At 45.6% G+C, this 26,227-nt stretch carries 24 protein-coding genes and 1 other annotated feature; all 24 genes read left to right on the top strand.

Going from position 1 to position 26,227, the window contains the following annotated elements; genetic code table 11:
• Positions 1-57 precede the first annotated feature (57 nt).
• Positions 58-1,446, top strand: a complete 1,389-nt coding sequence (locus R3F50_03055; protein ID MEZ5489278.1) for an efflux RND transporter periplasmic adaptor subunit — start codon at positions 58-60, stop codon at positions 1,444-1,446.
• A gap of 13 nt (positions 1,447-1,459) precedes the next feature.
• Complete coding sequence (locus R3F50_03050; GenBank protein MEZ5489277.1) at positions 1,460-4,591, top strand: CusA/CzcA family heavy metal efflux RND transporter; 3,132 nt, start codon at positions 1,460-1,462, stop codon at positions 4,589-4,591.
• Between the two features lie 22 nt (positions 4,592-4,613).
• The gene (locus tag R3F50_03045; protein MEZ5489276.1) at positions 4,614-5,066 is read left to right on the top strand and encodes a copper resistance protein CopC; all 453 of its coding nucleotides are present in this window, start codon (positions 4,614-4,616) and stop codon (positions 5,064-5,066) included.
• A 32-nt stretch (positions 5,067-5,098) separates the two neighbouring features.
• Positions 5,099-5,995 carry a CopD family protein gene (locus tag R3F50_03040; GenBank protein ID MEZ5489275.1) on the top strand — a complete coding sequence of 299 codons (897 nt, stop codon included), beginning with the start codon at positions 5,099-5,101 and terminating at the stop codon, positions 5,993-5,995.
• 170 nt (positions 5,996-6,165) lie between these two features.
• Positions 6,166-6,582: a MerR family transcriptional regulator gene (locus R3F50_03035; GenBank protein ID MEZ5489274.1), complete on the top strand. Its 417-nt coding sequence runs from the start codon at positions 6,166-6,168 to the stop codon at positions 6,580-6,582.
• Between the two features lie 30 nt (positions 6,583-6,612).
• Positions 6,613-8,895, top strand: coding sequence for a heavy metal translocating P-type ATPase (locus R3F50_03030; protein ID MEZ5489273.1), 2,283 nt, complete (start codon positions 6,613-6,615; stop codon positions 8,893-8,895).
• A gap of 15 nt (positions 8,896-8,910) precedes the next feature.
• Positions 8,911-9,264: a cupredoxin domain-containing protein gene (locus R3F50_03025; protein MEZ5489272.1), complete on the top strand. Its 354-nt coding sequence runs from the start codon at positions 8,911-8,913 to the stop codon at positions 9,262-9,264.
• Between the two features lie 136 nt (positions 9,265-9,400).
• Entirely contained in the window at positions 9,401-9,985 is a 585-nt protein-coding gene (petA, locus tag R3F50_03020; GenBank protein ID MEZ5489271.1) for a ubiquinol-cytochrome c reductase iron-sulfur subunit, read from the top strand.
• A 17-nt stretch (positions 9,986-10,002) separates the two neighbouring features.
• Entirely contained in the window at positions 10,003-11,235 is a 1,233-nt protein-coding gene (locus R3F50_03015; protein ID MEZ5489270.1) for a cation:proton antiporter, read from the top strand.
• A 378-nt stretch (positions 11,236-11,613) separates the two neighbouring features.
• Complete coding sequence (locus R3F50_03010; protein MEZ5489269.1) at positions 11,614-12,018, top strand: MerR family transcriptional regulator; 405 nt, start codon at positions 11,614-11,616, stop codon at positions 12,016-12,018.
• Positions 12,019-12,078: 60 nt separating this feature from the next.
• The gene (locus R3F50_03005; protein ID MEZ5489268.1) at positions 12,079-12,387 is read left to right on the top strand and encodes a DUF2933 domain-containing protein; all 309 of its coding nucleotides are present in this window, start codon (positions 12,079-12,081) and stop codon (positions 12,385-12,387) included.
• Positions 12,387-13,049, top strand: coding sequence for an isoprenylcysteine carboxylmethyltransferase family protein (locus R3F50_03000; GenBank protein ID MEZ5489267.1), 663 nt, complete (start codon positions 12,387-12,389; stop codon positions 13,047-13,049). The genes R3F50_03005 and R3F50_03000 overlap by 1 nt, the downstream gene beginning before the upstream one ends.
• Before the next feature lie 47 nt (positions 13,050-13,096).
• Complete coding sequence (locus R3F50_02995; GenBank protein MEZ5489266.1) at positions 13,097-14,296, top strand: hypothetical protein; 1,200 nt, start codon at positions 13,097-13,099, stop codon at positions 14,294-14,296.
• Positions 14,297-14,307: 11 nt separating this feature from the next.
• Positions 14,308-14,673, top strand: a complete 366-nt coding sequence (locus R3F50_02990; GenBank protein MEZ5489265.1) for a cytochrome c — start codon at positions 14,308-14,310, stop codon at positions 14,671-14,673.
• A 284-nt stretch (positions 14,674-14,957) separates the two neighbouring features.
• A complete protein-coding gene (locus R3F50_02985; GenBank protein ID MEZ5489264.1) occupies positions 14,958-15,317 on the top strand; it encodes a hypothetical protein in 360 nt (119 codons plus the stop codon).
• Positions 15,318-15,558: 241 nt separating this feature from the next.
• The gene (locus R3F50_02980) at positions 15,559-17,028 is read left to right on the top strand and encodes a thymidine phosphorylase family protein (GenBank protein MEZ5489263.1); all 1,470 of its coding nucleotides are present in this window, start codon (positions 15,559-15,561) and stop codon (positions 17,026-17,028) included.
• 3 nt (positions 17,029-17,031) lie between these two features.
• Positions 17,032-17,952, top strand: coding sequence for a ribose-phosphate diphosphokinase (locus R3F50_02975; GenBank protein MEZ5489262.1), 921 nt, complete (start codon positions 17,032-17,034; stop codon positions 17,950-17,952).
• Positions 17,949-19,304 (top strand): MBL fold metallo-hydrolase, encoded by a 1,356-nt coding sequence (locus R3F50_02970; GenBank protein ID MEZ5489261.1) that lies wholly within the window; start codon positions 17,949-17,951, stop codon positions 19,302-19,304. Before R3F50_02975 ends, R3F50_02970 begins: the two co-directional genes overlap by 4 nt.
• Before the next feature lie 15 nt (positions 19,305-19,319).
• On the top strand, positions 19,320-19,778 hold the full coding sequence (locus R3F50_02965) for an ATPase (protein ID MEZ5489260.1): 459 nt from the start codon (positions 19,320-19,322) through the stop codon (positions 19,776-19,778).
• 131 nt (positions 19,779-19,909) lie between these two features.
• Positions 19,910-20,176, top strand: coding sequence for a DUF5676 family membrane protein (locus R3F50_02960; protein MEZ5489259.1), 267 nt, complete (start codon positions 19,910-19,912; stop codon positions 20,174-20,176).
• A gap of 345 nt (positions 20,177-20,521) precedes the next feature.
• Positions 20,522-22,813: a fatty acid cis/trans isomerase gene (locus R3F50_02955; GenBank protein MEZ5489258.1), complete on the top strand. Its 2,292-nt coding sequence runs from the start codon at positions 20,522-20,524 to the stop codon at positions 22,811-22,813.
• A 223-nt stretch (positions 22,814-23,036) separates the two neighbouring features.
• Complete coding sequence (locus R3F50_02950; GenBank protein MEZ5489257.1) at positions 23,037-23,933, top strand: DMT family transporter; 897 nt, start codon at positions 23,037-23,039, stop codon at positions 23,931-23,933.
• Positions 23,934-24,099: 166 nt separating this feature from the next.
• Positions 24,100-25,322 (top strand): IS3 family transposase gene (locus R3F50_02945; GenBank protein ID MEZ5489256.1). Its coding sequence is split into 2 segments (ribosomal slippage): positions 24,100-24,379 and positions 24,379-25,322, totalling 1,224 coding nucleotides; the frame shifts between segments, so codons are not numbered across the junction.
• Positions 24,378-24,494: a sequence feature (AL1L pseudoknot), on the top strand. It overlaps the preceding gene by 117 nt.
• 47 nt (positions 25,323-25,369) lie before the next feature.
• Complete coding sequence (locus tag R3F50_02940) at positions 25,370-26,155, top strand: universal stress protein (GenBank protein ID MEZ5489255.1); 786 nt, start codon at positions 25,370-25,372, stop codon at positions 26,153-26,155.
• Positions 26,156-26,227 lie beyond the last annotated feature (72 nt).

The following is a 26,227-nucleotide window of genomic DNA, read 5'->3' as shown; positions in this document are numbered from 1 at the left end:
ACGACTCGCGATGGTGAACAGGTTCAAGTAACAGAACCGCTATATTGGGTTTCACCCATGGATCCAACTTATCGTAGAGATGGGCCGGGTGTATCACCAATGGGAATGGAGCTCGTTCCTGTTTACGAAGGTGATCAATCCGCTGGCATGGGGCCTGGAGTTGTTTCTGTATCATCAGTTGTAGAAAACAACTTGGGCGTTAGAACGGGATTAGTTGAAGTTGGTCCTTTCGAAAGTGCGATTCGAACAGTTGGCTATGTTCAGTTCGATGAGGACAGGCTGATAAACATGCATCCTCGAGTAGAGGGTTGGATAGACCAGCTGTTTGTAAAAGCGGAAGGGGAGTTCATTGAGGAAGGTCAGCCCTTATATTCACTTTATTCCCCTACATTGGTCAATGCTCAGGAAGAGTTATTGCTTGCAATGGATATGAGCAATCAACGATTTGTGATATCTGCCGAAGAGCGATTACTGGCACTTTTAGTACCCCAGTCTCTGATAGATGAAGTTAAGGATCGGCAAAGAATCTTTCGGAACGTTACGATCTCCGCGCCTCAAGGAGGATTTGTGACCAATCTCAATGTTCGCGAAGGCCAATTCGTTCAACCAGGTAATCAGATCCTTTCCATTGGTGTGTTAGATGAGGTGTGGGTAATCGCCGAAGTATTCGAACGTCAGGCTTCTTTGGTATCCATAGGCGATTCGGTCAACATGAGCCTGGATTATCTGCCGGGTAGAGATTGGCAAGGAGTAGTAGATTTTGTCTACCCCACGTTGAATGAGCAAACTAGAACAGTCCAGGTGCGCCTTCGATTCAGAAATCCAGGATTAGAATTAAAGCCCAATATGTTCGCCCAGGTAACAATTGAGCATAGTGAGGAGGGAGAGCAAGCCTTACAAGTGCCGCATGAAGCAGTCATAAGAACCGGTACTCAGAACCGGGTAGTTCTAGCGATGGGCGATGGTCAATTCAAATCAGTTGAAGTCTCACTAGGCAGGCTCGGGGACTCAAAGGTTGAGATTCTAAACGGCCTGGAAGACGGTGATCTTGTCGTAACATCAGCACATTTCTTATTGGATTCTGAATCTAGTATTACGTCAGATTTTCTGCGTATGTCACCTGACCATCAATTCGAAATTGACGATGCGGGGGGCACGCAAATAGTTGCTGACGCAAATACCATGCCAGCCATTGGCAATTCAGGTGAAATTGTATGGAGTCAAGGAACCATTGAGCATCTTATGACCTTGGAGCGAATGATATCGATTACTCATGACCCTGTGCCTGAATGGGAGTGGCCAGCGATGACCATGAGCTTTGAATTAGATGAAGAAGTTGATGTATCCATTCTAGAGTCAGGACAAAAATACCGATTTCAAATGAATCGTCTGACTGGAAACAGAGTAGTCATTCTGGAATTTGCAGAGTTGGACTTGGATCAATAGTTAGGGGACAGGAATGATCGAAGGGATAATTCGTTGGTCTATTAACAATCGTTTTTTCGTATTGTTGAGCACGGCCATCCTAATGGCTGTTGGTGGCTATGCATTGCAGCAAACTCCAGTTGATGCTTTGCCGGATTTGTCTGACGTGCAAGTAATTATCAAGACCTCTTATCCCGGTCAAGCGCCCCAAGTTGTCGAAGACCAAGTTACTTATCCGTTAACCACTGCCATGTTATCTGTTCCAGGTGCTGTAACGGTACGAGGATACTCGTTCTTTGGAGACTCATTCGTTTACATCATCTTTGACGATGATACCGACCTATATTGGGCGCGCAGTCGTGTGCTGGAATATTTGAATCAGGTTTCCGGTGACCTCCCTCCCTCAGCAAGACCGCAGCTCGGTCCGGATGCAACCGGCGTCGGGTGGGTGTATCTATACGCACTGGTTGATCGAACCGGACAGCAGGATCTTGGTCAATTACGGAGTCTTCAGGACTGGTTTCTTAAATATGAGCTACAAACAGTTTCAGGCGTGTCTGAAGTCTCCTCTATAGGAGGAATGGTCAAGCAATATCAAATTCAGGTTGATCCTGAGAGGCTTAGAGCATTCGGTATCCCGCTGAGCCATATTCAAATGGCTATTAGGCAGGGCAATCAGGAATCTGGGGCCTCCGTGGTAGAGATGGCGGAAGCAGAGTACATGGTACTTGCCGATGGGTACCTGTCCTCGATAGACGATTTAAAAAGCATTCCATTAGGCATGAATCAGAACGGCACACCCATATTGCTCAAAGATATCGCGGACATTAATCTCGGGCCGCAAATGCGGCGCGGCATAGCAGATCTTAATGGTGAAGGTGAAGTCGTCGGCGGCATCATAGTCATGCGCTTTGGTGAGAATGCGGCGAACGTGATTGACGCCGTCAAAGTCAAACTGGATCAATTGAAGCAAGGGCTTCCCCCGGGTGTAGAGATTGTGACGGTATATGACAGGTCCGATCTCATTGATAGATCCATTGAAAATTTAATAGAAAAACTTCTGGAAGAGATTTTGGTGGTAGCACTAGTTTGTATTGTGTTTCTTTTCCATTTCCGCTCTTCACTTGTCGCCATATTCAGTCTACCGGTAGGTATCTTGGCAGCGTTTACGATTATGTATTGGCAGGGAATTAACGCCAATATCATGTCGTTAGGCGGTATAGCCATTGCCATTGGCGTCATGATTGATGGTGCGATCGTGATGATTGAGAACATGCACAAACATATGGAGAAAACGCCGTTAACGGACGAAAACAGATGGGAGATAGTCGCGACATCAGCTGTAGAAGTTGGCCCCGCGCTGTTCTTTAGCCTTCTTATTATAACCATGAGCTTTCTACCGGTCTTTGCATTGGAAGCACAGGAAGGCAGGATGTTTTCTCCGCTCGCATATACTAAGACTTATGCCATGGCAGCTTCAGCATTTATTGCTATAACTGTAGTGCCGGTACTTATGGGCTACTTTATTCGTGGTCATGTTATGCATGAGGACAAAAATCCGCTTAACCGGGTTCTGCGGGCCGGCTATCGTCCCCTTATCAAATCGGTACTGCGCTTTCCTAAAACAACACTGCTGTTGGCAGTAGTTGTGACTGTTGTTGGCTTTTGGCCTGTCACACGCATAGGTAGTGAATTTATTCCGCCGCTCGATGAGGGCGACCTTATGTATATGCCTACGACGTACGCCGGAATATCCATCGGCAAGGCACGCGAGCTGTTGCAACAAACAGATAGACTGATAAAGACGCTTCCAGAAGTAGAGACTGTGTTTGGCAAGATGGGTCGTGCTGAAAGTGCTACTGATCCTGCACCACTGACAATGATTGAAACTTTCATACAACTAAAGCCGAAAGATGAATGGCGAGAAGGAGTGACGACTGATTCGCTAATTCAAGAGTTGAATTCTCTCATTTCAATTCCGGGGCTTACCAACGCTTTTGTTATGCCAATAAAAACCAGGATCGACATGTTGGCGACAGGCATAAAAACACCGGTTGGAATCAAGATTGCCGGGCCTGAGCTATCTGTAATTGAGGGTGTAGGCAGAGATCTAGAACGAATATTACAGAACGTGCCAGGTACTACGTCAGTGTATTCAGAGAGGGTGGCCGGTGGGCGATACGTAAAGGTTGATATACAGCGGGATCAAGCGGCACGACATGGGCTAAATATTGCCGACATTCAACAAATTATTACGACTGCGATAGGAGGCATGAATATTAGTGAGTCAGTTGAAGGTCTTGAGCGTTATCCTATTAGACTGCGATATCCGCAGGCCTATCGTGATTCAGTTCATGCGATCTCAATGTTGCCTCTTATAACGGCAAGTGGCCACCGAATTGCACTGGCAGATGTGGCTGAAGTGTATATTGAAGACGGGCCTCCGGGTATCAAGAGTGAAAATGCACGGTTAAATGGTTGGTCCTTTGTTGATATTCGGGACATTGATGTAGGTACTTATGTCGCGGCTGCCCAACAGGCCGTAAACGAGCAGATACAACTTCCTCCTGGCTATTCGATTAGTTGGTCTGGTCAATACGAATATATGCAACGAGCTAAGGAAAGGTTGACTTACGTAATTCCGATTACTCTCGGCATAATTCTCATCCTACTGTATATCCATTTTCGAAGTTTTGCAGAAGTCGCTCTAATCATGGGGACTCTGCCCTTAGCATTCAGTGGCGGACTTTGGCTGATGTATTTATATGGTTTTAATTTTTCGGTTGCAGTAGGCGTAGGATTTATCGCGCTAGCGGGCATAGCCGTCGAGATCGGAGTAATTATGCTGGTCTATCTTAATCAGTCCTATGGAAAAATGCTTAAAGACTGTCGTAAGGAATCCAGGCAGCCTGATAGAGAAATGTTAGTAGAAAGTGTATTACATGGGGCTGTTATGCGCTTGCGTCCTGTTGTTATGACAGCGACTGCCATCGTGGCAGGTCTGCTTCCCATCTTTTTCGGTACTGGTACTGGATCGGAAGTGATGAGTCGGATTGCCGCACCAATGGTGGGTGGAATGATTTCTGCCGTTGTTTTAACTCTTTTGGTATTACCAGGTATGTATTTTTTACTGCGTAGTTACCAGATATCAAAAATTATACTTTGATTCAATTATGGAGAATATGAAAATGAAGAAACGATCTCTTTTTAGACTACTTTGCGTACTTAACCTAACGGTGCTCGGTACAAGCTACTCATTTGCACATACTGCCTTATCAGAAGCTACACCAGCGGATGGGGCGATGGTTATGGAGACTCCGGAGAACCTGCAGCTGAGTTTTAACGAAGAAGTGCGTTTGCTGAAAGCTTTGGTTACGCTGGGTGAGGAAGAAATTGAGATTGATTTCACGCCATCTGCAACTGCCTCTAAACACTTTACTGTGGCTTTACCAAAATTGGAACATGGGAGATATTCCGTGGCTTGGGCGGTGCTGGGCGCAGACAGCCATCGCGTAGAAGGAAATCTATCCTTCATGGTTGGAATGATGGGTCATCAAGGAGAGCATGGAAATGCAGAGAATGCTGTTCATGGTCATCAAACAGGTCATGACGACACCCATCAAACCAGTCACGACCACTAATCACAGCAATACAGGCCGGGATTAGATCAGCTATGTCTCCTTGGGATTTGGCAAGTGTCGTTTTGAAATTTTTAACTCTATTGTCTACGGCGGTGGTATTGGGAGGAGGCTTTAGTCTTTTCTTCCTAGCCCCCCGAGAGCAAAAAATGGAGACGAACATCCTTAGTTATATGCTTATGGGAGCTGGCACAGGCATAGTAGTGACTGTGCTATTTTTCCTGGCACAGATTGGCGGAGTAAATCAAGCTGGACTGAGCGGGGTATTCGACATACAAATTGGCGGCATACTTGCACAATCAAGCCTTGGATATGCATCTGGACTGAGGTTGTTGGGCTTCACAAGCGTATTTGCAATACCTCTGCTAACGGCCTGGTACAACGTTACTGCTAACAAAACGAGGGCCATCGTGTGCGTCGTGCTGGTCTACAGTTTCATTGTCTTATTATTGGGAAGTCCCTCTTCCTTATATGGTCATGTGGCTGAACTAGGCGCAGTCGCCCGTTTGGCTATACCTCTACACGTGGTGGCAGTTTCGTGGTGGATAGGTTCTCTATTTCCCTTGTTACTGGCGTTCAGAATGGAGGACGGTGACAGTTTACACACACTTATGGATAAATTTGGCCAGTTGGCAGCCTATATAGTTGGCATTTTAGTCTTAACGGGCGCCTATCTCACCATAAGGATTTTGGAATCTCCGAATGATTTTTTGCAAACTTCGTATGGTTCGAGTTTGCTACTAAAGCTTATCGGAGTCGCGGGGCTTCTGTTACTGGCCGCTTCAAACAAGTTTTTTATCGTGCCTAATCTTGATAGGGCAATTAGCGTTGGACACCTGCGTAGTTCGATCTCGGTAGAGATAATGGTGGCAGTGCTGGTGATTGGTACTACAGCCTATTTCACTACAGTAGTGGGAATTTCCCATGGTTAACTACACAGAACTTGGGCTGAAGACAAACGAGGATATTGACCTGTTTGCAGAACATACGTGTAGTCTAGGTGGATATTTGCATTGGCGAATACGGCCTATTCGATTTCTCGTATGATTCGATTCCTTAACACTTGTTTCGTTGCAATTGAAAGCGAGAAGGAGTTAACAACATGGGGGTAAATCAACTAGCAATCAGTCTTGGGGTTACGCCGGATACTGTCCGGTATTACACGCGAATAGGTTATCTCACTCCACGGCGAAGTCTAAGCAGTGGATATAAAGAATATGACAACGAGCATATCCACCGTATGCGCTTCATAATATCGGCAAGGAAACTAGGCTTGTCGGTGCGGGATATAGGGCGCATATTTGGTGAAGTAGAAGATGGGAGTGAAGCTAGTGAATTAGTTCAGGAATTACTGAACGAGAGATTAAATGAAATAGACAAAAAGCTCGAAGAGACTTCAGCTCTTCGTGAGCGTATGAATGTGGCTCGAATTATATGGAACAAGCATTCACCGACAGATTCGACGTGTAAGAGAATATGTAGTTTGATCGAAGATTTAGAGAATTATTGCGAGCGTTAATCCGAGGAATAGAAAGATAGGAAGTGCACAATGAGCCAGTCTAGCCAAGAAACGAAATCAGATCATCATAATGATTCTATTAAGTTACAACACGAATTGGCCATTGATGGGGCCAGTTGCGCAAGCTGTGTGACCAAAATCGAAAAGGCGCTTAGTGCAGTGTCTGGCGTTGAAAAAGCGGAAATGAATTTCGCTCAACGTACTGCAATGGTTATGGGTAATGTGACTGATGACGCACTAATCGCAGCAGTGAAGGCCGCAGGTTATGGTGCCAGTCCTATTAATGCATCTTCAGAAGATGACGCACTGGATGCAAAGGAAGAGGCAGACAGGGCCTACTATAAGCAGTTGATGAGGAAAACCTGGATAGCTTTGGCATTAGGTGGTCCCTTAATGTTGTATGCCTTAGTAACCGGTGAAGTCAATGTAAATACTGGTGGAGAACGTCTGGCTTGGTTAATCGTGGGCATTCTGACAGGCGGAGTGTTGTATGTATCGGGTAGACACTTTTTTGTAGGTGCGTGGAAATCGTTTCTTAACAATTCTGCCAATATGGATACACTCATTGCGCTAGGTACGGGGACTGCCTGGCTTTACTCCATGATAGTTGTATTTTTCCCGGAAGCGGTACCAGCTCAAGCGCGCCATGTCTATTTCGAGGCAACGGCGATCATTATTGGACTGATTGATCTTGGTCTTGCACTTGAAATTAGAGCCCGCGGAAAAACTTCTGAGGCAATAAAACGCCTGATTGGTCTGCAAGTGAAAACAGCTCGGGTTGTGCGTGATGACGCTGAAGTTGATATTCCAATTGAGGATGTTCTATTGGGTGATACAGTTCGCGTCCGCCCGGGAGAAAAAATTCCCGTAGATGGAGATGTAGTTGAAGGGCATACAGCCATTGACGAATCTATGCTCACCGGTGAGCCTATGCCCGTTGAGAAGGGAGTAGGCGATGAGGTAGTAACCGGTACTTTAAATAAGACTGGCTCATTTCTTTTTAAGGCTACTCGGGTAGGCAAGGATACAGCGCTTGCTCAGATTATCAATATGGTTAAGCGAGCGCAGAATTCAAAGCCGCCGATAGGGCGATTAGCCGACGCGATTTCTGCCTATTTCGTACCGGTGGTTATGATAATAGCCATCTTGAGTGCCCTAATATGGCTAAACTTTGGCCCGGCGCCAGCCATTGCGCTAGCCATTGTTTCCGCAACCACGGTATTAATCATCGCCTGCCCCTGTGCTTTAGGATTAGCAACGCCCATGTCGGTAATGGTAGGAGTCGGTAAGGCGGCGGAGGCAGGTGTTCTGATTCGCAACGGAGAGGCATTGCAAACGGCGTCGAAAATCACGGCGATGATTTTAGATAAGACAGGCACCATTACCTTAGGCTCACCAAAGGTAACGGACATAGTGGTAGCCAATAATATGAGTGAAGAAGAAGTACTGCAGTTGGCTGCTAGTCTCGAGTCAGGGTCCGAGCATCCATTGGCTTTGGCAATAGTTGAGTCAGCAAAAGAGCGTGGATTAACACCCGGCAAGGTGGCGAATTTCAATGCTATAGCAGGTCACGGCGTTGAAGCAGAGATTGAGAATCAACATGTTTTATTCGGCAATGAAAAATTGATGCAAGAGCGTGACATAAATATTGCCGATTATGTGAAACGGGCGCAGTCGCTCGCCAGTGAAGCCAAAACGCCTATGTATTTTGCAGTTGGTCAGCAATTGGCAGCAATTATTGCAGTGGCAGATCCTATCAAAGAAGACTCAATAGAAGCGATAAATCGCTTACAACACAATGGTATTCGAGTGGTTATGTTGACTGGCGATAACCGTGATACAGCAAAGGCGGTGGCTAAAAAAGCCAATATTACTGAATTCTTTGCCGAAGTACTGCCGGATCAAAAGGCGGACAAGGTTGCTGAGTTACAAATGCAAAACGAAATTGTTGGCATGACTGGTGACGGAATTAACGACGCCCCTGCACTTGCCCTGGCGAATGTGGGATTCGCCATTGGAACGGGAACGGATGTTGCTATTGAGAGCGCCGACATTACGCTCATGCGGGGTTCTCTGCATGGCCTGGCCGATGCCATAGCCGTGAGCAAGGCGACGTTAAGGAATATCAAGCAAAATCTGTTTGGCGCCTTTATCTATAATGTCGCTGGCGTACCAGTCGCTGCTGGGGTTTTATATCCAGTTATGGGCGTATTGATGAATCCGGTGATCGCCGGTGCAGCTATGGCATTCTCCTCACTCACCGTGGTGACCAATGCCAATCGATTGCGCCTGTTCAAAGCACAAGAACATTAATAGGAGATCAGGACGATGGTCATTGTAAATATTGCTGGTTTGGGTCTCATATTGCTAATCGTGTGGTGGTTCTGGCTTTACAAACCCAAGGAAGTGGAATTGGTGGATGGTGCCATCAATGTGATAGTTGAGAATGGCACATATCAACCTTCCAGGATCAAGCTTACAGCGGGGGAGAGCGCGACCCTTCAGTTTCTTCGTAAGGATTCCAATCCGTGTGCGGGCACTGTTTTATTTCCAGATATTGAGATCAGTGAAGAATTACCCATAGATACCGTAAAGACGATTATTTTGCCGGCACTAACGAAAGGTGAGTATGAGTTTAACTGCCAAATGAAAATGTACCGCGGTACTTTACTGGTTGAGTGAGTAATTTCCCGAAATATGTAGGGAAATGAAGATATCTTGGCGTTCACTATACATTTAGTTTTGTTGCATCGGCAACTAAGTGAATATTCGCCCTACGTTTAGAATGTATCGGATAATCTGGAGGGGGAGGCTGTAATTGAATAAGGCGGGTACGAGAAAACGCCAGTTCCTCACGATTTCAACTTCATTCGTAGCGGGGGTGGGAGTTGCCACAGCGGCTATTCCTTTCGTGCAATCGTGGTCACCCAGTGCCCGAGCGAGAGCCACTGGCGCACCGGTCGTAATCGATGTGTCTAAGCTCCTCCAAGGCGAGCTACTAACAGTACAATGGCAAGGTAAGCCGGTATGGGTTATGAGGCGAACTAGTGACAATATAGCCAACCTTGAGGACCCAGCGCATCAAACTCAATTGAGGGATGCTGATTCATTAATTAACCAACAGCCCGAGTACGCAAAAAACACCCTACGTAGCTTGAGGCCGGAAATATTTGTAGCGGTCGCCTTATGTACACATTTAGGGTGCATTCCAAATTTACAGAGAGAAGGAACCACAGAAACAAACCATTCAAGATTTTTTTGTGCATGCCATGGATCGATATTTGATCTGGCGGGGCGAGTAGTTCTGAATGTTCCAGCTTCAAGCAATTTGATTGTACCTCCACATCGATACATAACCGCCAACATTTTAGAAATTGGTGTAGACAATAATACAGTCAGTTAGGGTTGGGGCAGTTTTATATGGAAACACTCTGGATAGTGCTTATCCTGCTAATCGCAACACGAGTGTGTGGGTCCGTTGCGTCCAGGTTTGGTCAGCCTGTTCTGGTAGGTGAATTGCTAGCCGGTATCGTATTAGGGATTGTTGCGGGGCAACTAGACAGACAAATCTTCTCTTTCGAGCTTTCCAGTGACCATCATCTTATGGCGTTGTCGGATTTAGGCATTTTCTTCCTCATGCTGTTGGGTGGGTTCGAATTGCGTCCACGAGATCTTGTCGAATCCAGTTATAGGGGGCTGATTATAGCGGTCACTGCGATGCTGGTTCCGTGGCTTAGCGGTTTTTATGTCGGCTGGCTTTGGTTGCCTGAAAGCGATCTACGTTTTGCCCAGTCATTGTTTGTAGGAACAGCACTAGCGATTACGGCGGTTCCGGTCACCATTAGGATGTTCATGGATATCGGTATGCTGCAATCCAATATTGGAAAACTGGTTGTATCTGCCGCTGTATTCGATGATTTTCTTAGCCTTATATTACTCAGTATCCTTGTTGCGATAATCAATACGGGTCAATTGCCGGATTACTCTATCCTGTCGTTGATTTTATTAAAGGTATTATTGTTTTTGGTAGTCACGTTCTTATTAGGTAAATACTTAATGCCGCTTTTGGCGCGATATGCAGCGAGCATAAAAGTTGAAGAAATGATATTTAGTTTCCTCCTGCTCGCTGGCGCTGTATTTGCAGTACTCGCTGAATTCCTTGGCTTGCATTTCATTCTCGGCGCCTTTGCGGCCGGTCTTTTTTTTGGCAAACACACGATTAGTAAGAAAGTCTACAAAGATTTACACAGGAAGCTTAGTGCCATTACAACTGGATTTCTTGCCCCTATATTTTTCGCGTCAATTGGAATTGAGCTGAATCTTTCGGCGTTAATAGAGATTCCAGTATTCCTTGTATTGCTCTTAAGCTTAGCATTTTTGGGAAAATTGCTTGGGGCTGCAATTCCTGCGCGGTTACTCGGATTTCGATCGCGTGACGGCTGGGCCATAGGCTTGGGCATGAATGCAAGAGGAGCTGTGGGCTTGATTATTGCGGGTATCGCCTTGGATTCTGGTCTTTTCATCACAAAAGGGGTGCCATCGCCTGTCGTAGAGAATCTATTTTCGGCAATTGTGATAGTGGTTATTTTGACAACAATAGTCGCCCCAATAGGAGTTAAGTGGGTGCTGTCTAAGGATGTTCAGAAGGCTTAAGCATAGTGCAAACGATTTCCCCCGTTCGTTCGCACACACAAAAACGTTGTTGGTAGTTCAAATTCTTACCCCGCAAAATCGCAGCGGCAAATCATGTAGTCTTCATTACGTCACTGGGGCACGATTCTCTCGAATATGTTTTAGTGTTTCCACTCAATGTTGGTATTTGATCTAGATTCGCTTATCAGTAGTAATTTTACCAGTCCTACATTTTGCACCTTGACCTGTGTTCTGCACACAGCCTTATGATCTACCAAAAAGACAAGGTTAGCTCCTAGGAATTTCTCCTGGGATCTCAACAGGTCTTAAGACAAATGCTGTTAAAACGAGCGTGTACGTGTTGTGCACAAGTGCCCATTGGTTAGTCGGAACAGTTTTATGTTGGTAAAGCAGATTGCGCAGGCATTGTCAGTATCCGCAGAAACGGTGAGGTACTACACAAGGATTGGCTATCTGAGCCCAGCTAGAAATAGCAATAACGGCTACAAGGAGTATGGACAGAAAGATGTTGATCGCTTGAGATTTATTCTCAGTGCAAGGCAATTGGGATTTTCTGTTGAAGATATTGGACTATTCCTAAGTGAGGCAGGCAAAGGCAGATCGATATGCCCAAGAGTCAGGAAGTTAGTTGCGCACCGTTTGAAAGAAACCGAAGAAAGGTTCAAAGAGACCCTGGCTTTGAGAAAGCGGATGAAAAAGGCAATTCTCGAATGGGATGAAAAGCCCAACAAAGCACCAACAGGGAATATGGTGTGCCACCTGATCGAGGACTTCAATGCATAGAAATGAACTAATGAGAAAAATCAAATTGGAGCATGAGCTCTTTGATATAGGGGAGTAGCCATGACAACGAAAACATTCTGGTCTTCAAGTAAGGCAATACCAGCACTGGTTTTGATCGGGGCGGTGTCCTATTTCTTGTTAATGGAACATCGTCAACATCTCTTTCAATGGCTGCCGTTTTTAATCATCGCTCTTTGTCCCTTAATGCATATATTTATGCACAAAGGTCATGGCGGTCATGGAAGTCATGAGGGCCACAATTACAGTGGCAGTGGAAACGGCGATCCTGAAGATGTGGCGTATAGGCATGGCTTGGAAGAGGGAAGGAAGCAGTCTACTCACCAGCACAATGATAGTGGAGAACGATGATGCACAGTGACTCTTCCTATGGATTGTGGACGTTGGTGATACTGAACTCAGCCATTTTTATATTCTTTGCATTTAGTTTCGTCAAACCACAAACAAAAGCAGATTGGCGTAGTCTGGGTGCTTTTTCAGCCTTTATCGTTGCACTGTTTACGGAGATGTATGGTTTTCCTCTAACGATCTATTTCTTGTCTGGTTGGTTAACTGAAAGATATCCAGGTATCGATTTTCTTGCCCATGAAAACGGGCACCTGTTACACACACTTTTCGGTTTTGAAGGTAATCCGCACTTCGATCCATTGCATATTGCCAGCAATGTCGTTGTCATATTGGGATTCTTTTTGCTCGCTTCTGCATGGGGCGTATTACACAAAGCGCAACAGACTCGCTCATTGGCGGTGGATGGTTGGTATGCCCGTTGTCGCCATCCGCAATACCTAGCGTTCATCATGATTATGTTTGGCTTCCTGTTGCAATGGCCAACTTTACCAACTTTAGTGATGTTTCCAATCCTGGTGGCGGTCTATGTAAATCTTGCGAAGAGGGAAGAGCAGGCAGCTATAACAGAGTTTGGCGAGTCATATCTTCAATATATGAAAATTACCCCAGCTTACATCCCTAAACTAGGAAAATTCAACCAAGTGGACGAATCACATTCGAGCTAGAGCTGTTGTGATTAGCTGAAAAATCAATCTGTACTATGGAGGAAATTGTGAAATCAAAAATTATTGTTCAAGTTACTAGCGTGGTTATTCTAAACCTCTTTATCGCTCACACACTCTTTGCCGCTGAATCCCTCGAAGAGCTCAATAGCGAGCTTGAAGCCCTTAAAAGCCAGATTGATCAGCTTCAATCAGAAACTGTTCGCAATAGGGAAGCAGCAGAGTGGAGATATTCGGATTCCCTCGTCCATTTATCTGGGTACGCGGATGTAAACTACATCGATTCAGAATCGGCCGATGGTCAGTTTGCCGCTGGTAAGTTTGCACCAATATTTCATTATCAATTTCGGGACTTGGTGATGCTGGAGTCTGAATTGGAAATTGAGGTCGACGAAGATGGGGAGACTGAAGTCAAGCTGGAGTATCTCTCTATCGATGCGTTTATAAACGACTATATTGCTCTGGTTGCTGGAAAGTTTCTAAGTCCAATTGGCCAATTTCGACAAAACCTCCATCCATCCTGGATAAATAAGTTGGCATCAGCACCCCCGGGATTTGGTCACGATGGCGCAGCCCCAGTCGCGGATGTCGGATTCCAGTTGAGAGGAGGATTTCCAATTGGTTCCACACGTACCAACTACGCGCTGTATGTATCTAATGGCCCCACTCTGAAGGCAGAGCTTGAGGATGGCGAGTTCGAATTAGATGGCGTTGAGGCAGAAGGAGCAAGCTCAGACGCTGATGGAGATAAAGTTATCGGCGGAAGATTTGGATTTCACATCATTCCTCATCTTGAAATAGGTTTTTCTCTCGCCTCGGGCAAGGTAACTGTTAATGAAGTAGAAGACGGCGATAGTTCATTGTTAAGTGGCGAGGGAGCTCGCGACTATGATGTACGTGGCGCCGATTTCGGTTATCAGATTGGCAATCTGAGCTTTCGTGGGGAGTATGTGGAAACGGAAGTCGGGGCAACCTCACAAGGCGTTGCGGCATCTGAGGGTGCTACTTGGGAGACCTGGTACACACAGGCCTCGTACAGGAGAGGGCAGTCCAAATTTGAGTATGTGGCTCGCTTCTCCGATTTTGATTCACCTCACAATAGCAGAGATCAAGAGCAATGGGCCCTTGGTATCAACTACTTATTTACCAATAGTGCAATTGTCAAATTGACCTACGAACTTAATGATGGCGAACAGGATTCGGAAGCAGATGAAGATCGCCTTATGCTGCAACTGACCTACGGATTCTAAGGAGATAAGCTATGTCGAATAGAAAATCGAAATTGACAGCCAAGATGGTGTTGCGGGTGGTGGTACTCGTTTCGGGTACTACTTGGGCGTTCGGTTCTGCGTTTGCAGTCGATTATCCTGAACCCGGGGACATTACAGCCGGGGCGCAAGCCTGGGTCGAGAACTGTACTCACTGTCACAATCTGAGAAACCCAAATGAGCTGAGGGATGACCAATGGATTACGTCAATGTTTCACATGCGTTTAAAGGCCGGTCTTACTGGTAAGGAGACACGTGACATAATTTCCTTTATTCAAGCCGCAAATGCGACAGCCGCTCAAGAGAGAATCAGAGAAGAAGCTGAAGCAGCAAGTGCGGCACAGCAGTCTGAAGAGTAGGCGCGGCAAGAATAGTGAAATTCTTTCAGCTTTAGTTTGTTCCTCTTTGAGTGACTTTTAACTAGTTCAGAAAGATTATGTCCAAAGCATCAGAATCGCGAAACTGACAGAGTCATTACGCAAGCATTACAAGAAAATAATGACTGGGTAATCTATTAGATAACTCTGTTATATACACTACTAGCAAGCAATAGTTCAGATATATATTTGCTTTACATCGCTTGTTTAAAGCGGATTCAATATCTCAATTGAGATAGTCCTCACACGAATACCAGGAGATAGAAATGAATAAATCATTAGCCACTTTAGCTTTTATTGCTTTGACGATCCAACCTTCCGTTTATGCACAAGATAGTAGTGTGTCAATGCAGGAACATATGGAGAGAATGATGTCTTTGATGGCCGAAATCAAGTCGGAGCAAAACTCAGGAAGACTAGCGGAGCTCAGGTCGCAACATATGGAGCTTATGCACGAAGGGATGCAAATGCTGGATAAAAGCGATACGTCTGGGTCCGATATGTCGATAGAAGCACGCATCGCTAAAAACGAGCAAAAGATGGAGTTTATGCAAATGATGATGAGTCAAATGATGGACCATCAAGATCAGGAGAGGCGCCGCCCGATTCATGAGCATAAGCGTTAGTTCACCTCATTTTTCGAGGTAGATTGAGCCTCCATAGTGTTGCTCGATGTTTCATGCTGCAGTAAGGCGAGCAAGGAGTGCAGTCCAATTGCTAGAGAAGTTATCCCAGTAGGTTTGAATTGGATTGGTTCGGGAATGAAAGATTTTGCGACCAATTATGACTATTCAATTACCTGAAAACAGGCCAAGAAAGTTTCTGGAGCAGAATGTGCACGACAGTGGGATCTTAGTGGTAGTCGATATGGGCATAAATACTCATCAGGAACCGGTGGTGTATATGCACAAAGACTGTCATATCTGTCGAGCAGAAGGTTTCAATGCGAGTACTCGCCTATTGCTTGAGACGTCCGAGCGGCAATTGATATCAACGCTTAATGTCATTGAAAATAACAATTTGTCACCGGGTGAAATTGGCTTATCAAATATCGCACGCGATTCTTTGAGAGTCGTAGCAGGAGACCAGGTGTCGGTGTGTTATGCACCAATAATCGATTCTTTAGCCGCAGTGCGGAAAAAAATACATGGTCATACCCTTTCGGATGAAGACTTATTGGCCATCATGAAGGATGTGAGTGAACACAGATACAGGGATATAGAGATATCCAGTTTCCTCAGTGTATGTGCCGGAGGTCGGCTTAATATAGACGAAATAACTGGCCTGACTCGCGCCATGGTCAGTTGCGGGAAACGTCTCAGTTGGCCAGAGGAAGAACCTATTTATGACAAACATTGTATTGGTGGTGTGCCGGGTAATCGTACAACGCCAATCGTTGTTGCTGTCGCTAGTGCCGCAGGGCTTACGATACCGAAAACCTCATCGCGTGCCATTACCTCACCGGCCGGTACTGCAGATACATTGGAAACTCTCTTTAATGTCGATTTTCAGATAGGCGACATGCAACGCATTGTATCTGAGACTGGAGCGTGCTTGGTCTGGGGCGGTGCCGTGAATTTGAGCCCAGCTGATGATTTGATGGTGAGACTTGAGCGAGCCTTGGATCTCGATGGAGAGGGGCAGTTGATCGCCTCGGTTCTTTCAAAAAAAATCGCAGCTGGATCGACTCACGTAGTTATCGATATTCCAGTCGGCAATACAGCTAAGGTGCGTACATCCGCTGAAGCAGATTATTTGGCTGGACTATTCAATCGAGTAGGAATTTCATGCGGTATCGACGTGCGCTGTGTAATTACAGATGGAAGTTGTCCCGTGGGCAAGGGCATTGGTCCCGTGCAGGAAGCACGTGATGTCCTGGCAGTATTAAAGTGCGCTGCAGACGCTCCCCACGACCTACGAGATAGGGCTTTGACATTGTCCGCAAATCTAATCGATTTGGCTCATGCTAGCGGTCTGGAACAAGCTTTAGAAAAGGCCACAGAAATACTCGACAGTGGGACTGCTTGGGACCAGTTTCAGCGTATAGCGAACGCACAAGGCGGGCTCAAAGAGCTACCCAGTGCTGAATTTGAGAGTGTGCAGAGTGCCAACGAAAGCGGGGTGCTGGTTGCCATCGATAACCGTCGGCTAGCCAGGTTAGCGAAGCTAGCCGGGGCACCTTTTGGAATGTCAGCTGGATTGCGATTGCACGTGTCGGTGGGTAGCACAGTGAATTTGAACGATCCACTGTTCACTTTATTCAGCGAAAGTTCAGGAGAGCGAGACTACGCATTGGACTATTACAATCAAAACATGAACATGTTTGTTGTAGAGTGAAGAATGACAACTATGAGTAATGAAGTACCAATTATTTTTGATCCGCAGGGTCATCCCCTAGCGCCTCTACTGTGTGGAAAGTTACCAGCGGAGTTAGGCCAATTGAGTTATCGAAGATTTCCTGACGGTGAATCCTATTTACGATTAGACTCGCCGGTAAAGGGGAGGCATTGTGTAGTACTTGTGGAGATGTCGAGCCCCGATCGAAAATTTGTACCCCTTTCCTTTTTGACATCTACATTAAGAGAATTAGAAGCAGCATCTATTGGACTCGTAGCGCCATACTTATGTTACATGAGACAGGATCGACGATTTTTGGACGGTGAAGCAATTACTTCACGTATCTTTGCAGAGTTGTTGTCCAATCAAGTCGACTGGATGGTTACGGTAGACCCTCATTTGCATAGATATACTTCTTTAGATGAAATTTATGCTATTCCGACAAAGGTTATACAGGGAGCACCAGTATTAGCCGGGTGGTTGAAATCAGAAACCGACGTGTTTCTTGTAGGGCCAGATCTGGAAAGCGAACAGTGGGTCGCACAAATTGCTGAGTATAGTGGTCACCCCTATGTGATAGGAGAGAAGCAACGTCTTGGAGACAGAGATGTATCTGTTTCTTTGCCTGATCTGTCGGAATTAGAGACCATGACAGCAGTCATAATCGATGACGTGATATCGAGCGGACAGACAATTATTGAATGTATGCACACGCTGCGCTCGAGAGGAGTCACCAAGATAAATTGCGCTTGTGTGCATGGTATATTTGCGGGCAATTCAGATAAGGCAATACTGGAAGCTGGGCTAAGCGAGCTAGTCACAACAAATACTATCCCTCACTATTCTAACGAACTCGATGTTTCTGGCTTGTTGCTAACGTCGATACAAGAGTTTACTTCTCTAACGCGCGAGGCTCCGAAATGAAAATCACTTTCTTGGGAGGGGCTGGGTCTGTAACTGGTTCAAAATACTTGGTGCAGACAGACTCGACACAAATCCTGGTGGATTGTGGATTGTTTCAGGGCTACAAATCGTTGCGTGAGCGAAATTGGCAATCATTACCTGTTGATATCGAAAAGCTCGATGCTGTCGTCCTCACTCACGCTCATTTAGATCATTCGGGTTATATCCCCGTCCTTCATAAAAATGGTTATCGCAAACCTGTTTTTACCCATTATGCAACTAAAGATTTATGTAGCATCCTCTTGCCAGACAGCGGCCATATCCAAGAGGAAGATGCGAAATATCTGGTAAAGCATCGACTCTCTAAGCACGAGAATCCGCAAGCGCTGTATACGCGCAGGGAGGCGGAACAGAGCCTCAAACTATTTCGAGGTGTTGATTTCGAAGAAACATTCTCTGTTGGAGATATCCAATGTCGATTGCAAAGCGCGGGCCATATACTGGGCGCTGCGAGCATAATTCTTGAAGCTGAGGGGAAAAGAATTGGTTTTTCCGGTGACGTTGGCAGACCCGATGACGTATTTATGCGCCCACCTAGTCGATTGCCCGAAGTGGATTTACTGCTACTGGAATCGACCTACGGAAATCGCCAGCACGAGAGGATCGATCCTGGCCTGCAATTGGCTAGTATTGTGAATGAAACAATGGGCAATGGTGGAGTTGTTTTGATACCCAGCTTTGCAGTCGGACGAGCGCAGACAATCATGCATCTCTTGGCGGAATTAATGAATAAAGAGGACATTGCGAGGGTGCCGATTTATTTGGATAGCCCAATGGCTATTAATGTCTCAGATATCTACTGTCGCTATGCAGGCCAGCATCGGCTTACTCAACAACAATGTAAAACTATGTGTGAAGATGTCACTTATACAAAAAGCGTTGAAGAATCAAAAGCGATCTCCAGACAAGCCTACCCTCATGTCATCATAGCCGGCAGTGGTATGGCCACAGGTGGAAGAATACTTCACCACATGAAGCGTCTTTTAGGTAGTCACAACACGACGGTTCTATTTACAGGCTATCAAGCGGGGGGTACGCGTGGTGCGAAAATGCAGCAGGGGGTCGACTCAGTAAAGATACATGGCAAGTGGATACCATGTCGCGCCAAGATAGAGGTCCTGCATGCTTTGTCGGGTCATGGTGACTATCTTGATATTGAGCAATGGCTTGCTGACTCGAACCTGACTAACAAAACAAAAATACAACTTGTGCACGGGGATCCCGATGCGCTAGAAGGAATGAAAGATTACCTGACACGTAACACCGATTATGAGACTAGTATCTCAGAACATCGAAAGTCCATAACAATTTAGTGAACGAGCAATCCTATGCAAATTGAGACTCTAAGAGATGTTCTACATTGGACGCGAAAATTCCATATTCAATTACAGGCATGTCTGGCTCACTGCTCGGAAGCCAATGAGAATGAAAGAGCCAAATTATTACTTGTCTATTTGTCTGACCATGAGAACAGGCTAGTTAGAGTGATTGATGGATTCGAAAAAACAGCGAGTGTGAATGCGTTGGATACGTGGTGTTATGAATACGTCGATAAGTATCCAGTGCAACTGCATCAACGCTGCACGGCAAATTTTACTGACATGAATTCTGTTGAAATATCTACAGAAATATCAAACCTTCATGAGCAAGTTACTGGGCTTTATCGCCATATACTCGATAGAGCGACTTCAGAGACAAGCAGAGAATTACTGTCAGGTCTTATGAATATTGAAACTCATATGGCGATGCAGGCGACACAGAGTGTTAATAGGCTTAGTGATTTGTAACAAAAATACTCACGTGCCGAAGACTAATTGGCGCCAACGTTGTTGATATTGAGTTGCTACGGGAATTTTGAATTTACAGCGTACTTTGCATCCCGAAGTTTCTTCTATCTATTCAACTATGGAGAAAAAATATGAATATTAGTCCAAAAAAATTTGCTCTCGCTTCAGCTGCGGCTATTTCCACTACCTGGATCCTGTGCAGCTTGCTTGTACAGCTATTTCCAGAAATGATGCTAAACCTGACAAGCCATATGCTCCATATTGATATGCGTAAAATCGGCTGGCAGATGTCTCCCATCAGCGCGCTAATCGGGTGGATCGCATGGACCTTGATGGCTGGATTCATCGGGTGGCTTTTAGCGATTGCGTACAAAATGTTGAATTCACCGCCTAGCTAAATCAAGGAATTTGCTCAACGCAATGGCAGATTCCAGAATTCTTATATTGAATGCAGGGTGTTTTATGTTGACGTTGACGCTATATGGATCGCTACACGAAGAGGATGTATTAGACTCGGGCCATTCTGTGATCAGGGAATCTTGTTTCTATTTGAGCCGGCTTATCAATTCGCCCATGCCGGTGTCTGCACTGAGCGCGTCGTGCATGGTTGCAGGCTGAAAATTCATTGAACAACTGGAAAATTCCTATGGCGTCCGGTCCAGAATCAATGATGTAGCTGTGACGACTGATTAACTATGCGCTCACGTATAAGCGCCAAGTATACCACTAAGGAATGACAAGTGATGGACACGAAATCAATATTACAGGCAAGAGGAATATTTGTTTCGATTATCGTAATAGTGACATGGCTGACCATGCCCTCGATCGCCGCCCAGACAGATGAACAAACCCGAGTTAAAACAGTAATAGACAATCGCTGTACCATTTGTCATGGCTGTTATGATGCCCCATGCCAACTCAAAATGAGCTCGTATGAGGGTCTTTTGCGCGGAGCAAATCCGCTTTCAGTTTACGATCCTTCACGACTAATAGATGCGGAGCCTACGCGGTTGTTCATTGATGCACACACCGAAAGCGAATGGAGATTGCTTGGATTTAACGCTGTAATCGATGCCCGCCAAAACTCATCGTCAAATCTATTCTCGGAGATGCTTTCACTAAAAACTGAATTTAGTATACCAAGTGGGGAACCGCTACCTTCGAGTTTTCCCCTTGATATTAACCGAGAGCTTAGTTGTCCGGCGCCAGATCAGATAGGCAATTTTAAACAAGAAAATCCAGAATTTGGCATGCCCTATGGGTTTGCTAGCTTACCAGGATCTGAATTGATGGTGCTTCAGAATTGGATTGACACTGGTTTCCCAAACTTTGACCGCTTACATGAACTTCCAGATTCATTGGCGGGGGAGATTGAGCAATGGGAATCATTTCTAAATTCCCCTACCGAAGAAGAAAAGCTAGTATCGCGATACATCTATGAGCATCTGTTTTTAGGGTATTTAACGTTTGAAGGATACGATTCTGACGTCTATTTTCGACTTATTAGATCCTACACACCAGCAAATAGCTCTCCGATAGAGATCGCAACCTTGCACCCCGGGGATAATCCGGGCGTTGATAACTTTTTTTATCGGATTATTCAAGTAAGAAGTACCTCGCTGGAAAAAACCCGCATTACTTATTCACTTAGCCCAGAACGACTTGATTATTTCAAGAATCTATTCTATTCCAGCACCTGGACCGCTTCTGGCGTCCCAGGCTATTCAGCGGAGGAAGCCGCAAATCCGTTTGCAGTTTTTCAAGATATTCCAGCACGAATACGATACGAATTTTTGCTGAATGAGGCTCATTACTTCATTAACAATTTTATTAAGGGACCAGTATGCCGTGGACAGGTCGCTCTAAACGTAATCCCTGATCATTTATTCGTGGGATTTTTATCGCCAGACTATGATCTTTCTGTCGTGAATTATGAGTATTTGGTTAGCGCAAAAGAATATTTAGCGCTGCCATCCAAAGAATCAGATGTTACAGACTTTTTACAGATATGGTTAGACAGATTGCAGGCACATGCTGACTATCTCAGTTTTCGCGAAGATGCTTATAGGTTTAGTCCACTAACAAAAGATGGCTTTCCGCTGGAAGCTATTTGGAATGGCAGCGACAGTAACCAGAATTTTCTAACAGTGTTCAGGCACTTTGATAGTGCCACTGTGCTAAAAGGCTTGGTAGGTGCGACGCCAAAGACAGCCTGGATTATTGATTATCCGACGCTTGAAAGAATTTACTATGATCTGGTGGCAAACTATAACGTGTTTGGCAACGTCTCTCATCAAATTTTGACGCGCCTGTACATGGATTATTTACGCATGGAAAGTGAGGGCCTGTTCTTAGCTTTTCTGCCAGCTGATACGAGGCAACCAATATTGGAAGACTGGTATCGCGGTATGAAAGCTCAATTAAAAATATTTTGGGCGCATTCAAATTTACTGTTTGAAAATCCTACCAAGGTCGAATACCAAACAGCCTCTTTCAAGGTGGAACTGTTCACAATGTTGCGCCAGGCTGAAAGTGAAGATGTATCGACTCAAGTGGGTGGGAATATCAGCTCTGTAGTTCGTAGACGGCTCCAAACCTTGGACAACAACATTACCTCGACACATGCGTGGGTAGACTGGATGCCAGAGCTGAGTTACCTGCTGATTTACGACAAACAGCAAGAGCTTATCAATGTGTCAACCTTGTTAAGAAATAAGGCTCATACTAATGTTTCTTTCATATTTGGGGAAGAAGACAGACGAGTACCGCTCGAAGATACAACAACTCTTGTACTTAGGCCAATAGGGAGCTATCCCAATTTCTTTTTTTCGGTGAGTGATAGTGACGTGGAGAAATTCGTATCTGACCTACGCTCTATCGAGAACCAAGAATCATTCAATGCATTCGTGGAAACCTATGGTATTCGGCGTACGGATACTCGTATTTGGCCTGCATTGGATGACATACATGCTTATCGGAGATTGGAGGACGATAATTCTGCCTTACTGGATATGAATCGTTATTCGAATTTCTAGGAAGGCATGAGAATGAAGGAAGTCAGAAAACTGAGCTCAATTTCGTTTCCAGGATCAACCTCCGAGGTGATTTTGATGACGACGATGTCACGCCTTTTCATAGCATGAATCTATTAGTACATAAATATGGCTGGTCACTTGAGCGATCCATAGGTGCGCGACACCACCTTTGGTTAGGAAACCCTGCAAAGTGCTCGTCCAATAATTGCAATGAGCGTAAGTCGTGACTATTCCTTTGGTAGCGACAACAGTAATGTTTCTTTGGGCTTTATGCTATCCACTAATATCTATAGGTCTCGAATATTCACCCCCACTCCTACTTGCGTTTGTTCGAGCGTTAATATCGGGTTTGGCTCTTATACTAATGGCCAGATTGCTTAGGCGGCCACCTATAAAAGGCAAGGGCAACTGGGCGACGATAGTGGTAATTGCGTTGACAGCTACTACTGCTGGATTCTGGGGAATGTTCTATGCTGGTGGAATTTTGTCTCCAGGATTGGCGACTGTGCTAACTAACACACAGCCGCTAATTGCGTCTGCTCTTGGCTGGTATGTATTGATGGAGAGGTTTGGTAAAAAGTCTTTCATCGGTCTAACCCTGGGCTTCTCTGGAATTGTTGTTATAAGCATTGGTTCAATGAATCTACAAGGAGGCGAGTTAGTTCGTGGTATTGGTTATGTATTATTCGCCTCTACTGGAATCGCCATAAGCAATTTATTTCTTAAACGAATTTCTACCCAGGTTGATAGCCTCTATGCGATGGGGTGGCAGCTGATTTTGGGTGCTTTGCCTTTGGCTTTCATGAGTTTCTATCTTGAAGATTTAACACACTTTCAGTTTACGCTAGGCTTGGTAGTAAGCCTCCTTTTGCTAAGTCTGTTTGGTACATCCCTTGCATTTGTACTTTGGTTCTGGTTGTTGGCGAGAGTTCCACTCTATCAAGCCAATGCATATTCCTTCTTAACACCTATTTTGGGTCTGCTAATCGGATTTCTCTTCTATTCGGAATCTCTGACAATACCTCAAATACTGGGAGCACTTGCAGTGATAGTTGGAATCTCAATAGTAAATACGACGAGGATTAGTGAGTCGCAATCCGGCAGAATGGAGAGCATATGAATAGCATCCGTACGATACTAGTAATTATTGATCCTACTGTGTTGCATGATCACGTGATAGACAAAGCGAAGTTGCTAGCACACAGAACTAAGGCAAAGGTTGAGCTTTTTATCAACTGAATCGCCCCGGTATTCCCGGAGACTCTATTCTTTGAGAGGATAGAGTAATGAGTAGATCAAATCGATATGCCCCGGAAGTCCGGGAAAGGGCCGTACGCCTGGTACGGGAAGCGGAAAAAGAACACAGTTCTCAATGGGCAGCAATTCAATCGGTATCAGCCAAAATTGGTTGTACGCATGAGACGCTGCGCCGATGGGTTCGCCAGTCAGAACGGGATCAAGGCGAACGAGCTGGGCTGACAACGGATGAGAAGGCGCTACTGAAGCAGCTGCAACGTGAGAATCGGGAGCTGAAACAGGCTAACGAAATCCTACGTAAGGCATCAGCTTTTTTCGCCCAGGCGGAGCTCGACCGCCGACCGAAGTGATGGTGTCGTTCATTGACGAACATCGAGATGCCCATGGGGTCGAGTCGATTTGCAAGCAGTTGCCAATCGCCCCGTCGACATATTACGAAGCCAAGGCACGCCAGACCGATCCATCAAGGTTACCGGCCAGAGCACATCGAGATGCAGAGCTGATACCTGAGATTGTCCGTGTATTTGAAGACAACTTTCAGGTCTATGGTGCCAGGAAGATCTGGCGGCAATTGAACCGGGAGAATTGGGAAGTGGCCCGGTGCACGGTGGAACGTTTGATGGCGCAACTTGGTATTTCAGGCGCAATCCGCGGCGGCAAGAAATACCGCACGACGATCCCTGATGAGTCAGCAGACAGACCTGCTGACCTGGTGCAACGCCAGTTCAGGGCCGATCGACCGAACCAGCTTTGGGTTGCAGATTTTACCTACGTCGCTACCTGGACCGGTGTGGTCTATGTAGCTTTCGTCATTGATGTATTCGCACGTCGAATCGTGGGATGGCGGGTGTCGCGCTCCATGAAAGCGGAGCTGGTGCTGGATGCCCTGGAGCAGGCATTATGGGCTCGAGGAAATACTGAGGGACTCATCCATCACAGTGATCGAGGTAGTCAATATTTGGCCATACGATACACCGAACGACTTGCCGAATCAGGCATACAGTGTTCTGTGGGCACAACAGGTGACTCTTATGACAATGCCCTGGCGGAGTCTATCATCGGCTTGTATAAAACGGAGGTAATTCATCGACACGGGCCTTGGAAATCGATTGATCCGGTGGAATATTCCACCCTGGAATGGGTAGACTGGTTCAATCAGCGCAGGCTACTTGGCCCAATCGGTGATGTACCACCTGTGGAGTTTGAGCAGACTTACTATGAACAGCTGGAAGAGTCAGCCAGCGTACCCTGACTCACACAAAAGGGTCTCCGGTGTTCCCGGGGCGATTCAACTGCCAAGTGATTGGGAAAGAGAGCAGCTACTATCGACTTGATATAAGAACAGCCAGCAATGAGAGTGCCCAGAGTGGATCTGACGAACTACAGGAATTATTGATAAGTGAGCTAAGAAACGAATTTTCCAGTCTTGAAATTCCTGTCAATATCGATTTATGTCTAGAGAAGAACCTGCCTCAATCAATATTAGACAAAGTGGATGAAATACAGCCTGATATCGTTTTGAAGAGTACCCATAGACATAATCTGCTGAGGCAAACGCTAATCACCAATACCGATTGGCAGCTTATTCGGATGTGCTCGGTGCCATTGCTGTTAACTAAACCTTATGGCTGGTATGAGAATGGCCGCGTGGTGGCGGCGGTGGATCCGTTACATAACAGTTCGGAACAGACGAATTTAGATGACAGCCTGATTGCGGCAGCAGAATACATCTCGGAGTTAGTTGGTCATCAACCGGGTGTTTTTCATGCGTACTACTACCCTGAATATGGTAGTCAAAACTCCGAGCAGAATTCACCTCAAAGTCGGGATATGAAAAGGCGCCATAATCGCAAAATGTACGAGCTTCTCTCCAGGCACAACGTCGACCCCGAATTTGTAAAGATCGCTAACGGAGATACTAAGATTGAGATGATGCATTACCTTGAAAAAATTAGGGCTAATATATTGATCATTGGTGCGCTTGCGAGAAATAAACTAGAACGGATTGTTGTCGGCAGTACCGCAGAAAAGATTCTTGATGACGTTCCTTGTGATCTTATGATAATGAAATCCAAGGGTGACTAATTATTTGGGACATTTCTGGGTACTCGATTAGTGTGAATACGTTCCCAGTCAGTATTAGCGCTGATATAAGTG

This window comes from Gammaproteobacteria bacterium, assembly GCA_041395725.1.
In the GTDB taxonomy this organism is placed as follows: domain Bacteria; phylum Pseudomonadota; class Gammaproteobacteria; order Pseudomonadales; family Pseudohongiellaceae; genus NORP240.
Note: the sequence above shows the minus strand (reverse complement) of the source record. Positions and strands in the feature narration are given on the sequence as shown.